The sequence below is a fragment of the Streptomyces sp. NPDC058683 genome (assembly GCF_042716195.1).
Lineage (GTDB): Bacteria > Actinomycetota > Actinomycetes > Streptomycetales > Streptomycetaceae > Streptomyces.
The window spans coordinates 38538-54519 of the sequence record NZ_JBHXSK010000028.1 but is presented as its reverse complement, the minus strand read 5'-3'; the positions used below and the strand labels follow the sequence as shown (position 1 = coordinate 54519).

At 73.5% G+C, this 15982-nt stretch carries 8 protein-coding genes; 6 read left to right on the top strand and 2 right to left on the bottom strand.

Features of this window, described 5'->3' with window-relative positions; genetic code table 11:
- Window positions 1-45: 45 nt before the first annotated feature.
- Window positions 46-1275, bottom strand: coding sequence for a serine/threonine-protein kinase (locus tag ACFWXC_RS28840; protein ID WP_384483210.1), 1230 nt, complete (start codon window positions 1273-1275; stop codon window positions 46-48).
- A 111-nt stretch (window positions 1276-1386) separates the two neighbouring features.
- Window positions 1387-3129 (bottom strand): serine/threonine-protein kinase, encoded by a 1743-nt coding sequence (locus ACFWXC_RS28835; RefSeq protein WP_384483209.1) that lies wholly within the window; start codon window positions 3127-3129, stop codon window positions 1387-1389.
- A gap of 417 nt (window positions 3130-3546) precedes the next feature.
- On the opposite strand from ACFWXC_RS28835, the gene ACFWXC_RS28830 reads away from it, so the two are divergent.
- The 6 genes from ACFWXC_RS28830 (at window position 3547) to ACFWXC_RS28805 (ending at window position 15982) form a co-directional block, all read left to right on the top strand.
- A complete protein-coding gene (locus ACFWXC_RS28830) occupies window positions 3547-7530 on the top strand; it encodes an FHA domain-containing protein (protein ID WP_384483208.1) in 3984 nt (1327 codons plus the stop codon).
- Window positions 7531-7681: 151 nt separating this feature from the next.
- Window positions 7682-9064, top strand: a complete 1383-nt coding sequence (locus ACFWXC_RS28825; RefSeq protein ID WP_384483207.1) for an ABC transporter substrate-binding protein — start codon at window positions 7682-7684, stop codon at window positions 9062-9064.
- A gap of 7 nt (window positions 9065-9071) precedes the next feature.
- Window positions 9072-10403, top strand: a complete 1332-nt coding sequence (locus tag ACFWXC_RS28820) for a carbohydrate ABC transporter permease (protein WP_384483206.1) — start codon at window positions 9072-9074, stop codon at window positions 10401-10403.
- Window positions 10400-11239 carry a carbohydrate ABC transporter permease gene (locus ACFWXC_RS28815; protein ID WP_384483205.1) on the top strand — a complete coding sequence of 280 codons (840 nt, stop codon included), beginning with the start codon at window positions 10400-10402 and terminating at the stop codon, window positions 11237-11239. Before ACFWXC_RS28820 ends, ACFWXC_RS28815 begins: the two co-directional genes overlap by 4 nt.
- A 155-nt stretch (window positions 11240-11394) precedes the next feature.
- Window positions 11395-13656, top strand: a complete 2262-nt coding sequence (locus ACFWXC_RS28810) for a CDP-glycerol glycerophosphotransferase family protein (RefSeq protein WP_384483204.1) — start codon at window positions 11395-11397, stop codon at window positions 13654-13656.
- Between the two features lie 124 nt (window positions 13657-13780).
- A complete protein-coding gene (locus ACFWXC_RS28805) occupies window positions 13781-15982 on the top strand; it encodes a bifunctional glycosyltransferase family 2 protein/CDP-glycerol:glycerophosphate glycerophosphotransferase (protein WP_384483203.1) in 2202 nt (733 codons plus the stop codon).

The following is a 15982-nucleotide window of genomic DNA, read 5'->3' as shown; positions in this document are numbered from 1 at the left end:
GTGTCCGGGGACCGCGGTCGCCGGGTCAGGCGGGCGGGTGCGGGGTCACGGGGTCGACGTGCTGTGGGTGTCCTGGGGCGGGGAGTCGTCGCCGGAGGTGGCCAGCCAGGCGCCGACGCCCACCGCGGCCGCCAGCACGACCCCGGCCACGCCCAGCGTCACCCTGCGCCGCCGCGCCGCCGCCTTGTGCCGGGCCGAGCCCGGTCGGGGCGCCCCGGACGCCCTCGGCGCCCTGGCCGTGCCCCGCGCACCGCCCGCCAGCTCGTCGGGACCCGGCACCCTCATCGACGTGTGCGTGTCCCGGTTGGAGTCCGGCTTCGCGCCCGGCACCAGGGAGACGGCCCCCCGGCGCCGTACCCGCTGCTCCTCCGCGGCCGGAGCGGCGGCCGTCTCCTCGGCCGCCTCCTGCGACGCCTCCGTCTCCGGCTCGTCGACGTCCAGCGGCGGCATCCCCGCCAGCATCGGCAGCTGCTCCCGCAGCCGCGCGGCCAGCTCGGACGCCCGCAGCCGGGAGGCCGGCGCCTTCGCCAGGCACTGCACGAGCAGCTGCCACAGCTCCTCGGGGATGCCCGGCAGGGGGACGACGGTCTCCGTGACGTGCCGGCGCAGGACCGCCCCGGGGTGGCCGCCGCCGAACGGGGTGAAGCCCGCGAGGAGCTCGTACAGAACGGTCGCCAGGGCGTAGATGTCCACCGACGCCCGGGGCGGCAGGCCCTCCACGATCTCCGGGGCCAGGTAGTCCGGCGTACCGATGATCTTCGTGGCGCGGGTCCGCTTCGGGGAGTCGATCAGCTTCGCCACGCCGAAGTCGGTCAGCAGGGCGGGGTGGGCGCCGCCGGGGCCGAGGGGGCCCTGCATGTCGAGCAGGACGTTCTCCGGCTTCACGTCCCGGTGGACCACGCCCGCCGCGTGCGCCGCCGCCAGCCCGTCCGCGACGTCCGCGACGATCGCGACGGCCGCCTCGGGCGCGAGGCGCCGCTCCCGCTCCAGGCGGGTGCGCAGATCGGTACCGCGGACCAGGTCCATGACGAGGGCGAGGTCGTTGCCGTCGACGACGAGGTCGCGGACGGACACCACGTTGGGGTGCTCAAGGCCCAGCAGGGCCGTGCGCTCCTGTACGAAGCGGCCCACCAGCTCCTCGTCGGACGCGAGATCCTCGCGCAGCAGCTTGATGGCGACGGGCCCTTCCGGCCCCTCGCCCAGCCACACCGTGCCGGCGCTGCCCCGCCCCAGGACCTGGTTGGCGGTGTACCGGCTGCCGATCTTCCGTGCCAAGGCTGCTCCTACAGACGCGTGTTGCCGACAAAAGTACGCGTCCGACGAGCCAACCTTCACCACGGAGGCGGAAATCACCCGCCAGGTGTCGACAAATCCCCAGACTCGCGGTCAGTTGTCGTTGCCGGAGCCGCTGCCGCCGCCCACGCTGTCGAAGAAGTCACCGACCGACTTCGTCCAGTCCTTCAGCTGGCTCCAGTAACCCCTGCCCTCCCCCACCCAGGTGTGCAGCGGGGTCAGGTCCCAGATCAGCCAGCCCGCGACGAACAGGATGACGACCATGAAGAGGCAGCCCTTGAGGCAGCCGAGCCCGGGGATCTTCATCGGGTTGGCGCTGCGCTGCCGAGGCTCGCGCGGGGCCCGCTGCGGCTCGGCGGGGGCGGCCGGGGGCGCGTAGCGCTGCTGCGGCCGCTGGGGCTGCTGCGGCGGCGGGGCGTACTGCTGCGGCTGCTGGCCGTACCCGGCGGGCTGCTGCTGGCCGTATCCGCCCTGCTGCCCGTATCCGCCGCCCTGCGGCCCGCCCTGCTGTCCGCGCGGCTGCGGCCGGCGTACCGGCTGCTGCTGCGGGGCCTGGCGCGGCGGCTGCTGCTGTGGCCGGGCCACCTGGCGCTGGGGGCGGCGGCGCAGCGGGTCCTCGTTCGGGTCGAGGTACTGGACCTGCGTCTGCTCGTTGCGGTCGCGGGCCGCGCGGAGCTGGGTCTGCCAGGGATGCGGCTGCTCCGGCTGCTGCTGGCCCGGCTGCCCCTGGGGCATCGGCGGCATGACGGCCGTCGGGTCGGCGGCGCCGGTGTTCGGCAGCACGGCGGTCGGGTCGGCGGCGCCGGTCGGGCCGCCGGTGTGCGGGAGGAAGCTGGTCACCGCGTTCGGGTCGTACGATCCGGCGGGCGCGCCGGTGTTCGGCAGCACCTGCGTGGGATCGGCCGACCCCGGTACGGCCGCCGGCGCCGGGTCGGGGGCCAGCAGCGCGCCCACCCCCTCGGCGGCGGCGATCTGCGCGGAGTTCGCGTGCACGCCGACGCCCTCGGCGACGACCCGCAGGCCGCGGGCGAGGTTCTCGGCGCTGGGCCGGTCGTCGGGGTTCTTGCGCAGGCAGCGCTCTATGACCGTCCACAGCGGGTCGGGGACGGTGGACGGGCGGCGCGGCTCGGCGCTGAGGTGCTGGTGGAGGACTTCGAGGGCGCTGCCGCCGGAGAACGGCGGGTGGCCGGTGACCAGCTCGTACAGCAGGATGCCGGCGCCGTAGATGTCGACGGCGGAGGTCTGCGGGCGGCCCTCCGCGGACTCCGGCGCTATGTACGCGGGCGTGCCGACGAACTCGTGGGTGCGGGTCAGGCCCGGGGAGTCGGCGAGGCGGGCGATGCCGAAGTCGGTCAGCAGCGGGTGCATCTGGCCGTTGTACTGCTGGAGCAGCACGTTGGCGGGCTTCAGGTCGCGGTGCACGACGCCGTCGGCGTGGCTGGCGGCGAGCGCGTCGGCGATCTGGGCGGTCAGCAGCGCGGCGGCGACCGGCGAGAAGGGGCCGTTCTCCCGCAGGTAGCGGTGCAGGTCGGGGCCCTCGACGAGGTCCATGACCAGGGCAAGGAGATCGCCCTCCACAACGAGGTCCCGGACCCGGACGATGTTCGGGTGGGTCAGCCGGAGCAGCACGGAGCGCTCCCGCAGGAACCGCATCACGATGTCGGGGTCGTTCGCGAGCTCTTCCTTGAGGACCTTGATCGCGACGGTCTCCCCGGGCTGGCCGGCCACGGCCGCCTCGGCGCCCGCGGTCTCCCGCTGGCGGGCACGCCAGACGGTACCGGTGGCGCCGCGTCCGAGCGGCTCCTCCAGGAGGTACTTGCTGCCTACCGGCCGCACGTCATCCGCTCCCTGTCGCTTGCTGGTGTGTCCGGTTCTTGTGTCCGACCCACTGTAGTGCCGTGGTCCCTGGCACCGGGCTGTCGTCCGGCTGTGCTTTCCCCCGCACCGCAGGCGGCCGACAAGTGTTCCGGACGTATCCCCATACGTAGGCGTTCCCGCAGTTGTTCGATGGAAAGACGCTCGCTTCGGTCCGGTGGTTGCCGGGTCCGGACGTGACCGATCTCAAGTGATCGCCCGCGCGGTATTGGTCAGGCACTTTTGGGGGCAGAGCTGACCAATCAAGATCACTTACCATCGGGTCGTGGGCGCGTTGTCAGTGGCAGGTGCGAGGATGCGTGCGACAGCAGAACTGGCCGACGTGCTCGTGGCGGTGGGGGGAATTCCGCGCCCGCGCAGAAGGGACCGCTGACGGCGATGCAGATCCGGCTGACCGTCGTAGACCCGCTGGGCCCTGCCGCGCAGCGGGGCCGGGCCGTGAGCCGGGACGTGCTGGTGACGGCGCCCGCGGGTACGGATCTGGCCGCGGTGGCCTCCGCGCTGGCCTCGGCGGTCACCGGTGACGGCGGGCCGGGCGGCCGGGAGACGAGCGGCGCCCCCGTCGTGCTGTACGCCGGGGCGGAGCGGCTGGACGCCCGCCACCGCATCCTGGGCGAGCCCCCGCTGGTCGACGGCGCCGTGCTGTCCCTGGGCGCGCCCGCCGCCCCCGAACCGCATCCCGAGCTGGACGACGCCCCGGCGCAGCTGCATGTGATCGCCGGCCCGGACGCGGGCGGGGTCCACCTCCTGCACGGCGGCCAGATCACCATCGGCCGCTCCGCCGACGCCGACGTCCCGCTCGACGACCCGGACGTCTCCCGGCTGCACTGCGCGGTCACGGTCGCCGCCGACGGCCGCGTCTCGGTGGCCGACCTGCACTCCACGAACGGCACGGCCCTGGACGGCACCCGTGTCACCGACCGCCCGGTCCGCCTCGCCCCGGGAGCGCTCCTGCGCATCGGGGAATCGGCCCTGCGGCTTACGCCGTCCGGGGGACCGGGAGCCCGGGTGGGCACGGCACCGGACGGGGACGGATGCGTACGGGTGCTGCTCGGCGGTGAGGGCGCGGAGGAGGGCGACGCGGCCGACCGGGGCGGCGGCGACGGCTCGGGGGCCGGCGGTTTCGCGAGCCCCGCGCGCGGGACGGCCGCGGCCGACGGCTCGACCGGCCCCGCGGGCCGCACCCATCACGCCTACGGCACGGCGGCCTGGGGAGCCTCGGGCGGCGCGGCGGGGGGCCAGGAGCACGGGCCGGTGGAGTCACCGGTCGTACCCGCGCAGGGGGAAGCACCGAGGATCGAGAGCCGGGGCGGGCTGCCGACGGCCGGACAGGGCGGCGGGTCGCCGCAGGCCGAGTGGGGAAGCGGGCTCCCGGCCGGGGCCGGCCAGGGCGGCGGGCTCCCTGCGGGCGCCGGGCGCGGGGAGGCACCGCAGACGGCCGCGCGCGGAGACGGATCACCGGCGGCCGGGCCCAGGCACGAGCCCCCGTCGGCCGGACGCAAAGACGGACCGCAGCCGACCGGATCCGGGCACGAACCGTCCCCGTCCGGACGCTGGGACGGAGCACCGGCGACCGCACCCGGGCACGAGCCGCCCTTGTCCGCCGGGCGCGGGTACGAGTCCTCGCCGAGCGGACGCGGCTACGACCCCGCGGCGGCCGGAGGCCGCGGCGGACTGCCCGGCCCACGCGGTGGCTCCGCCCCCGCGCAACGCCCCGCCGCCGCGGAGAACTCCGCCGTCACGGGCCGCCCCACCACCACGGACCGCCGCACCGCCACGGGCCGGTCCGCCCCCACGCAACGCTCCGGCGACACCCACGCCGGGCGCTCCGGAGTGCTCGGCGGCCCAAGCGGCTCCCACGGGCCCGCGTCCGGCCCCGGCGCCCGAAGCGGCGGCACCGCCGGGCCCGCGGCCTCCGATCGTCCGGCGGCAGCGCACCACCGCCCCTCCCCGGACGGCGCCTCACCTGCCGACGACCCCTCCGACGGCCCCGCCCCCTCCGCGAAGCGCAAAGGCACCCCCCTCCGCGGCACCGACGCCCCCGCCCTGCCCGGCGCCCGCAGGCGTGGCGGGCTCGGAGCCTGGGCGCGGCGGCTGGCCGGCGGACGTGCTGAGGTGCTGTCGGCCGCCGACGGCGAACCCGCGGCCGAGGACGACGGCACGGCATCGGCCGGTGTCCCCGCCCAGCCCGAGACCTGGCCGGATCCCGCCGCCCTGCTGCTGACCGCGCTCGGCCCCGGCCCCCGTCTCTGGGAGCGCGGCCCCGGCCACCCGGAGACGCTCACGGTCCGGCTCGGCACCGCGGACCGCCCGGCGCCCGAGGGCCAGGGGCTGCTCCCCGCCGTGCCGGTCACCGCCGACCTGCGCGAGGCCGGCGCCCTCGGCCTCGCAGGCCCGCGCACCCGCCTCGCCGGCCTCGCCCGCGCCGTACTGGCCCAGCTCGCCGCGCTGCACTCCCCCGACCTGCTGGAGATCGTGCTGATCAGCGCGGACCGGGCCCGCCCCCTGGAGGAGCGCACGGCCGAGTGGTCCTGGCTCGGCTGGCTTCCGCACGTCCGCCCCGGGCACGGCCAGGACTGCCGGCTCCTGCTGGCCTACGACCGCGAACAGGCCGCGGCCCGCGTGGAGGAACTGCTGCGCAGGGTGGAGGACCTGTCCGCGCCCCGCCGGCCGGCCACCGCCTCCGACCGCCCGAACCTGGCGGGTACGACCGCGGACGCCCCGCCCGCCGAGACCGCCCACCGCCCCTCCTGGGCCCGCGACGACCTCGGCGCCGACGACGGCGACGGCGGTTTCCCGGGGCCGTACACGGTCGTCGTCGTGGACGGCGATCCCGGCGGCTCGGCGCTGCGGGACGCGGTGGCACGGCTGACCGTCGCCGGGCCGCGGGCCGGAGTGCATGTGATCTGCCTGGCGGAGACGGCGCCCACCTCGCCCACCTCGCCGGTCACCCAGACCTACGAGGCGGCGTGCGCGGTGACGCCGACGTTCCGGGAGTGCGGGGCCGTGGCCCTGCTCAGCGGGGACGTGGCGACGGCACTGCATCTGCTGCGGGTGGCCCGCACCGACACGGCGGGTCCCCTCGGCCCCGGCACCCTGGCCGCGGTGGACGCGGTCTCCCCCGCCTGGGCCGAGCGGTTCGCGAGGGCGCTGGCCCCGCTGCGCCCCGACGGCCCGGCCGGCGACCGGCACGCGCGCGTGACCACCCCGCTCCCCCAGTCCGCCCGCCTGCTGGACGAGTTGGGGCTGGCGCGGGCCACCCCGGCGTCGCTGATGGCCCGTTGGGCGGACGCGGCCGACGACACCGAGTCGCTGGGCGGCCGGGCCCGGGCGGTGCTCGGTGCCGGTCCGCGCGGCCCGCTCGGCGCCGACCTGGTGACCGAGGGACCGCACCTGCTGATCGAGGGCCCGCCCGGCAGCGGGCGTACGGAGCTGCTGCGGGCGATGGTCGCCTCGCTGGCCGCCGCCGAGCGCCCCGACCGGCTCGGGATCGTCCTGATCGACGGCCGCGACGGCGTCGGCACCGGTGCCGGCGCGGGACTCGGCGAGGGCCTGCGGGTGTGCACCGACATACCGCATGTGACGACCCACCTCTCCGTCAACGACCCGGTCCGGATGCGGGAGCTGGCGCAGTCGCTGAGCGCTGAGCTGAAAAGGCGGGCCGAACTGCTGGGCCGCTCGGACTTCAGCGACTGGCACGCCCAGCGGGAGATCTCGGGCCGGATCGTCGCCCAGCGCGGCCGTCCCGCCGCCGCGGGCGCCGCCGACATGGAGGCGCCGCCGAGCTCCACGATCCGGCTGCGCCCGTCGGCCGGGGCCGCCGCCCGTCAACGCACCGAGACACCACCGCCGTTGCCGCGCCTGGTCGTCGTGGTCGACGATCTGGACGCCCTGGTCTCGCCCGCCCTCGGTTCGCCGGGCCGGCCGGCCGCCGGTTCCGTGATGCGGGCGCTGGAGGCGGTGGCCAAGGAGGGCGACCGGCTCGGCGTCCACCTGATCGCGGCGGCCGGTGCGGGCGGCCGTACGGCGGAGACGGAACCGGCCCGGCGGGCCACCCTGCGCGTCACCCTGGACCCACCGGCCGCAGGACCCGACGAACCGGCCCCGGGCCGCGGCCGCCTGACCACACCGGACGGCCACGTCACGGCGTTCCAGGCGGGCCGCGTCACCGGCCGTATCCCCCGCACGGCGACCCAGCGCCCCACGGTCGTGCCCCTCGACTGGCCGCGCATGGGCGACCCCCCGACCCGCCGCCCGGTGCGGGAGCTGGGCAACGGCCCGACGGACCTGGCCCTGCTGGCGAGCGCGGTGGAGAGAGCGGCCAAGGAGGTCTCGGCGGCGGAGGTTCCTTCGCTTCTGTGAGCGAGGGCGACCCCGGGTCACTGATCACGAGGCGATCACGATCCCCGGTCCTCACCTGTACGCACCCTTGCCGCACAAGCGGCCCCCGCGTACACCGGAGCGCACGGGACAGAGTTCTGACGTTCAACGAGGAACGACGAACGGGGAAGTGATGCGCGCCATGAGCAACACCATCCGGACAGGCAGGGCCGTCACCACGCTCGCCGCACTGCTCGCGGGAGCCCTCGCGCTCACCGCGTGCGGAGGCAGCGACGACAAGAAGGACGACAACGGCTCGGAGAGCAGCGCCAGTACGTCCGGTTCCACCCTCACCCTCCCGAAGCTGGACGGCACCACACTCGAGGTGGCCGCCGTCTGGACCGGGCAGGAGCAGAAGAACTTCAAGCAGGTGCTCGCGGAGTTCGAGAAGCGCACCGGTGCGAAGGTCACCTTCGTGCCCGCCCAGGATCCGATCATCAACTTCCTCGGCTCGAAGATCGCGGGCGGTCAGCCGCCGGACATCGCGCTGCTGCCGCAGCCCGGCGCGATCAAGCAGGCCGTGCAGAAGGGCTGGGCGAAGCCGCTCGGCGCCGACGCGGTGAAGGAAGTGCAGAAGAACTACTCGCAGGGCTGGCAGGACATCGGCAAGGTCGGCGGCAAGCAGTACGGCGTCTACTACAAGGCCGCCAACAAGTCGCTGATCTGGTACAACGCGAAGGTCTTCGCGAACGCGGGGGCCAGTGAGCCGAAGACCTGGAAGGACCTGCTGACCACCTCGCAGGCGGTGTACGACTCGGGCGTCACCCCGTTCTCGGTGGCCGGCGCGGACGGCTGGCCGCTGACCGACTGGTTCGAGAACGTGTATCTCTCCCAGGCGGGCCCGGAGAAGTACGACCAGCTGGCCCAGCACAAGATCAAGTGGACCGATCCGTCGGTGAAGCAGGCGCTGACCACGCTCGCCGAGATCTGGGGCGACAAGAACTATCTGGCGGGCGGCCAGAACGGCGCGCTGCAGACGGAGTTCACCACCTCGGTCACCCAGACCTTCACGGGCGGCGACCAGCCGAAGTCGGCGATGGTCTACGAGGGCGACTTCGTGCAGGTCAACATCGGTCAGACCAAGGCGAAGGTGGGCACGGACGCCAAGGTGTTCCCGTTCCCGGCGGTCGGCTCCGCCGCGCCCGTGGTCTCCGGCGGTGACGCGGCCGTCATCTTCAAGGACTCCAAGGGGGCGCAGGCCCTCGCGACCTTCCTGGCCTCCCCGGACGCGGCGACGATCCAGGCGAAGCTCGGCGGCTATCTCTCGCCGAACAAGAGCGTGCCGAACTCGGCGTATCCGAACGAGGTGCAGCGCACCATCGCCAACTCCCTGATCGCGTCCGGTGACGACTTCCGCTTCGACATGTCCGACCAGGCCCCGCAGGCGTTCGGCGGCACCCCGGGCAAGGGCGAGTGGAAGGACCTCCAGGACTTCCTGAAGAACCCGAAGGACGTCGCGGGCACCCAGGCGAAGCTGGAGAAGGACGCGGCGGCCGCCTACGGCAGCGGAAGCTGACCCGGCGATGGCCGCACCCGCGACGACGGCCCCCGCTCCACCGGGCCGCCGCAAGAGCGTGACCGGCACCCGCAGGACGGTGGCGTTCCTCTTTCTCCTCCCCGCCCTGGTGCTGCTCGGCGCGCTCGTGGTCTACCCGATCGGGTACTCGCTGATCCGCAGCTTCTACAACGCGAACGGCGACGGTTTCGCCGGCTTCGACAACTACAAGGCGATCTTCACGGACGACGGCATCCGCACCGCCCTGAAGAACAACATCATCTGGGTGGTGTTCGCACCGACGGTCTCCACCGCCCTCGGTCTGATCTTCGCGGTGCTGACCGAACGGATCCGCTGGGGAACGGCGTTCAAGCTGGTCGTCTTCATGCCGATGGCGATCTCGATGCTGGCCGCCGGGATCATCTTCCGTCTCGTCTACGACCAGGACCCGGACAAGGGCGTCGCCAACGCGGTCTGGGTCGGCATCCACGACACCTTCGCCCAGTCCTCCGCGTTCCCGAACGCGCACCCGGGCCGGGAGTCGCCCCTGAAGCCGGACCAGGGCGGCTTCGTCACCACGGCCACCGTCCGCACCGGCCAGACCGTCGCCCTCCCCCTGGTCGGCGTCGCCCCGGACCAGATGCCCGACGGCGCGAAGAAGGCCGTGGCGGCGCGGCCCGACCCCGGGAAGATCACCGGCACCGCCTGGCAGGACTTCACCCGCGGCAAGGGCGTCGGCAAGCTCGGCGCCCCCGACCCGTCCGAGGTCGGCTACGACGGGATGCGCATCGAGGCGGTGAAGGACGGCAAGGTGGTGGCCTCGGCCAAAGCCGCCGCCGACGGCACCTTCACCCTCCCCGCCACTGCCGACGGAGCGCAGCTCAGGCTCCCGGCGAGCAACTTCAAGCAGCCCTACAACGGCATCGACTGGCTCGGCCCGTCCCTGGTCACGCCGGCCATCATCGGGTCGTACATCTGGATGTGGGCGGGCTTCGCGATGGTGCTGATCGCGGCCGGACTGGCAGGTGTCCCCCGGGAGCTCCTTGAGGCGGCCCGCGTCGACGGGGCGACCGAGTGGCAGGTGCTCCGCAAAGTCACCGTGCCGCTGCTCGCGCCGGTCCTGGCGGTGGTCACCGTCACCCTGATGATCAACGTGCTGAAGGTCTTCGACCTCGTGTACATCATCGCGCCGGGCTCCTCGCAGGACGACGCGAACGTGCTCGCCCTGGAGCTGTACCGCAAGGGCTTCGCGGAGGACCAGCCGGGCATCGCGAGCGCGATCGCGGTGTTCCTGCTGCTCCTCGTCATCCCGGTGATGTGGTTCAACGTGCGCAGGCTGCGACGGGAGGAACGGCGATGAGCTGGCTGCTGGAGAAGATCAACGGCGGTCTGGTCCGTGTCTTCCTGATCGTCGTCGGCCTGTTCTGGCTGGTGCCGACGATCGGGCTGCTCGCCTCCTCCCTGCGTTCCCCGGAGGACATGAGCGCGAGCGGCTGGTGGAACGTGTTCGCCAAGCCGTCCCAGCTCACCTTCGACAGCTACCAGAACCTTCTGGAGAACAGCGACATCACCAGCTCGCTGTGGAACACCGTCCTGATCACCGTCCCGGCGACGGTCCTGGTCGTGATCATCGGGGCGCTGGCCGGTTACGCGTTCGCGTGGATGGAGTTCCCCGGCCGGGACTGGTGGTTCCTGATCGTGGTCAGCCTGCTGGTGGTCCCCGTCCAGGTCGCGCTGATCCCGATCGCCGAACTCTTCGGCAAGATAGGCCTGTTCGGGACGATCCTCGGGGTGGTCCTCTTCCATGTCGGCTTCGGTCTGCCGTTCGCGGTGTTCCTGCTGCGGAACTTCTTCGCGGAGATCCCCCGGGAACTGCTGGAGGCGGCCCGCCTCGACGGCGCCGGTGAACTGCGCCTGTTCACCCGGGTGGTGATGCCGCTCGGCGGGCCGGCGATCGCGAGTCTGGGCATCTTCCAGTTCCTGTGGGTGTGGAACGACATGCTGGTCGCGCTGGTGTTCACCAAGTCGGGCACCCAGCCGATCACGGTGGCGCTCCAGACCCAGGTCCGTCAGTTCGGCAACAACGTCGACGTCCTGGCCCCCGGCGCCTTCATCTCGATGGTGATCCCGCTGGCGGTGTTCTTCGCGTTCCAGCGGCAGTTCGTGTCCGGGGTGATGGCCGGCGCGGTCAAATAACCGCACGAGACATATAAAAGAAGGGCGAGTCGGTCACCGGCTCGTCCTTCGCCGTTCACGGAACGTAACCCACATGACCTAACGAACCGTAACCACATCACTCCATTGGCCGTTCCCGGGCAGAACGCCCGCGCCGACCGACCCATGGATGTCCCTTGCCCAGGTTCAGTGTCATTGTCCCCGCGTACAAGGTCCAGGCGTATCTGCCCGAGTGCCTGGACTCGGTGCTCTCGCAGTCGTATCCCGATCTCGAACTGATCGCCGTCGACGACCGTTCGCCGGACGCCTGCGGCACGATCATCGACGAGTACGCGGCCCGCGACGCGCGCGTACGGCCCGTCCACCTGCCGGAGAACCAGGGCCTGGGCGGTGCCCGCAACGCCGGGATGGAGCAGGCACGCGGCGACTACCTGCTCTTCCTGGACGGCGACGACACCCTCACCCCCGACGCGCTGCGGGCGATCGCCGACCGGATCAAGGAGACCGGCGAGCCGGACGTGCTGGTGTACGACTACGCGCGGACCTTCTGGACGGGCCGGGCGGAGCGCAACAAGGTCGCGTTCCAGCTGACCGAACAGGGCCCGGCACCCTTCCGTCTGGAGGACCGGCCGGGCCTTCTCCGCGTCCTGATGGTCGCCTGGAACAAGGCGTACCGGCGGGAGTTCGTGGAGGAGCACGACTTCGTCTTCCCGCCCGGCTACTACGAGGACACCCCCTGGACCTACCCGGTCCTGATGACCGCCGGGACGATCGCGACGCTGGACCGGGTCTGCATGCACTACCGGCAACGGCGGCAGGGCAGCATTCTCGGCACCGCGAGCCGCAGCCACTTCGACATCTTCGAACAGTACGACCGGGTCTTCGCGTTCATCGAGGAGCGGCCCGAACTGGCCCGCTGGCGGCCGGTGCTGTTCCGGCGGATGATCGACCACTTCTCGACGGTGTTCACCCGGCGGGAGCGGCTGCCCCGCGGCACCCGCGCCGAGTTCCTGCGCAGGGCCCGCGCCCACTACCGCCGTTACCGGGCCGAGGGCACCCCGGTCCCGCTCCGCACCCGGCTCCGCCACGGCCTCGTCCACTACGGCCTGCACCGCACCTACCGCACCCTCCAGCTGGCGCGGTCCGGGGGCCGCCGCACGGTCAAGGCCGGCGTCAAGTCCGTCCGGGGCCTGCGCTCGGCCCTCCTCCAGCTGCACTACCGCGTCCAGCTGCGCCTGCCGCTGCGCGCCGACCGCGCGGTCTTCGCCGCCTACTGGAACCGCGGCCACAGCTGCAACCCGGGCGCGCTGGAGGCGGCGTTCCGCAGTCACGCCCCGCACATCCGCACCTCCTGGATCGCCCGCCCCGAGCACCAGCACACCGTCCCGCCGGGCCCGCGCCGGCTGCGTCCGGGCACCTTCGGCTACTGGACCGCGCTGGCCCGCTCCAAGTACCTGGTCAACAACGTCAACTTCGACCGGCGGCTGAAGAAGCGCCCCGGCCAGGTGTTCGTGCAGACCCAGCACGGCACCCCGCTCAAGCACATGGGCCTCGACCTCCAGGAACATCCGGCGGCCGCCGCCGACATGGACTTCGAGGAGCTCCTGCGGGGCGTCGACAAGTGGGACTACCTCCTGTCCGCCAACCGCCACACCACCCTGACCTGGGAGCGCGTCTACCCCGGCGGCTACACCACCCTCGAGTACGGCTATCCCCGCAACGACGTCTTCCAGCAGGCCACCTCCGCCGAGGTGACCCGGATCCGCGAGTCGCTCGGCGTCCCCGAGGGCACGGTCGCGCTGCTGTACGCGCCCACCCACCGCGACTACCGGCGCACCCAGCGCCCCGCGCTCGACCTGGACCGGATCGTGCGCCGGCTCGGCCCGCGCTTCGTGATCCTGGCCCGCGCCCACTACTGGCACGGCGGCCCGCTCGCGGCCGGGGGACGGGTGATCGACGTCAGCGACCACCCGAGCGTGGAGTCCCTCTGCCTGGCCTCGGACGCGCTGGTCACCGACTACTCGTCGATCATGTTCGACTACGCCAACCTGGACCGCCCGATCGTCGTGCACACCGAGGACTGGGACGCCTACCACGCGGCCCGCGGCACCTACTTCGACCTGCGCTCCAGCCCGCCCGGCGCGGTCGCCCGCACCGAGGACGAGCTGATCGACATCTTCGCCAGCGGCCACTGGCGCGGCTCCCGCTCCGCGCAGCTGCGCGCCGCGTTCCGCGAGCGGTTCTGCCGGTACGACGACGGACGCGCCGCCGAGCGGGTCGTACGGCATGTGGTGCTCGGCGAGCCGGCCGGGCTGCCGGAGTTCATCCCGCTGGATGAGCGGCACCCCGTGCCGTCGGCGGCCTCGGGGCTCGCCCACTCCCCGCTCGCCACTGTTCCGCAACCTTCTGGTCACCTGCCCGTCACCGAGAGCCGCTGACCGCCGTTTGCCTTCCAGGGAGTTCCTTCATGCCCCCGAACACCTCGCGGCCCGCTCCGTCGCGGCCGTCCACCTGGCGACCCACGGGGAGGCCGGGCCGCATGGACACCTGAGAAAGAGCAGCATGCCCCGCTTCAGCATCATCGTCCCGTCCCACGGGGTCGCCGGCCGGCTGTCCCAGGCGCTGGACTCGGTCCTCGCCCAGTCCTTCGGCGACCTGGAGCTGATCCCGGTCTGCGACGCGCCGGACGCCCCGGCCGCCGCGGTCGCCGCCGGATACGCCGAGCGGGACTCCCGGGTGGCCCCGGTGCACTCACCGCCGTCCGCGGGGCTGAGCGGGGCCCGCAACACCGGGATGCGGGCGGCGCAGGGCACGTATCTGCTGTTCCTCGACGGCGACGACGTCCTGGTCCCGGGCGCGCTGGCGCGGTTGGCGGCACGGCTGGCCGAGACCGGTGACGTGGACGGGCTGTACTTCGAGCACGAGCGGGCGCCCTGGTGGGAGGGCGAGCCGGCCAACCCGGCGGCGCCGCTGCTGGCGGGCACCCCGCGGGACACCTTCGCCCCGGCCGAGGCACCCGCGCTGACCGGCGTGACACTGCCGGCGTGGAGCGCGGCCTGGCGCCGCGCCTTTCTCACGGACCGTCGGCTGCGCTTCCCCGACGGCCACTTCACGGACGTCGGCTGGGGCGGCCTGACCGGTATCGCCGCCGACCGTGTCGCGGTGCTGCGTGCGGTGGTCGTACGGCACCGGCTGCGCCGGCAGGGCAGCCGGCTGAACCTGCCGGGTGCGCATCAGCACCAACTCCTCGACCAGGTGGAGCTGGTGCTGGCGCGGGCGTTCGCGGCGGGACTCCCGGGCGAGCGGGCGCGGCCGCTGTTCGAGCAGCTCTTCGAGGCCGTGCTGAGGACGGCCGCCCGCCCGCAGCGGCTGCCGTCCGGGCACCGGGCGTTCTTCCGGCGGGCGGGATGGCTGCACCGCACGTACCGGCCGGCCGGGTTCCGGATGCCGGGCGGGAGTCTCGGGGTGCAGCACCGGCTCCTCGCGGCCGGCGCGTACACCGCGTTCCGGGCGCTGCGCGGGGCCAACCGGGCGGCGGTCCTGGCGGCCGGGCGGCTGCCCCGGCCGCGGCTGCCGCTCACCCGGCTGCGTTACGCCCTCGACCTGCGCCGCCCGCTCGACGAGAGCCTCGCCGTGTACTGCGCCTACTGGGGACGCGGTTACGCCTGCAACCCGGCCGCGATCCACGCCACGGCCCGCCAGCTCGTCCCGCGGCTGCGCTCGGTGTTCCTGGTCGAGGCCGGCCAGGAACACACCGTGCCCGAGGACGTCGAGTACGCGGTGATCGGCAGCCGCCGCTACTGGCAGGTGCTGGCCCGCGCCAAGTACCTGGTCAACAACGCCAACTTCGCCGAGGGCGTCGTCAAGCGGCCCGGCAGCGTGCATCTGCAGACGCAGCACGGCACCCCGCTGAAGAAGATGGGCGTCGACCAGTCGACGTACCCGGTGGTCGCCGCGCAGACCGGCAGCTTCACCAAGCTGCTCGGCCGCGTGGACCGCTGGGACTTCAACCTCTCCGCGAACCGGCACTCCACCCAGACCTGGGAGCGCGCCTTCCCCGGCTCGTACGAGGCGCTGGAGTACGGCTATCCGCGCAACGACGTCTACTACACGGCGTCCGCCCACGACGTGGTCCGGGTCCGCCGCAGTCTCGGCGTCCCGGACGGCAGGACGGCCGTGCTGTACGCCCCCACCCACCGCGACCACCACACCGGCTTCGAGCCCGGCCTCGACCTGGAGGCGTTCTGCGAGGCGGCCGGCGAGAACGTCGTCGTCCTCCTGCGCGCGCACTACTTCTACGACCGGGGAGCCTTCGCGGGCACCGGCCGGGTCATCGACGTCACCGCGCACCGCTCCGCCGAGGACGTGTGTCTCGCGGCGGACGCGCTGATCACCGACTACTCCTCCATCATGTTCGACTACGCCAACCTGGACCGGCCGATCGTCGTCTACGCCGACGACTGGGAGGTCTACCGGCAGACCCGGGGCGTCTGCTTCGACCTGATGGCCGAGCCGCCGGGCCCGGTCGCCCACACCCCGGAGGAACTGGCCCGGATCTTCCGCGAGGGGACCTACCGGGGCCCGGAGTCGAAACGGCTGCGGGCCCGGTTCCGGGCCCGTTTCTGCCAGTTCGACGACGGTCTGGCCGCCGAACGCGTCGTACGCCGGGTGTTCCTCGGCCAGCCGCCGGAGTCGCTCCCGCCGCTGATCCCGCTCGCGGAACGCCTGCCCGCCCCGGCCGCCACCGCCTTCGCGAGGAGCTGA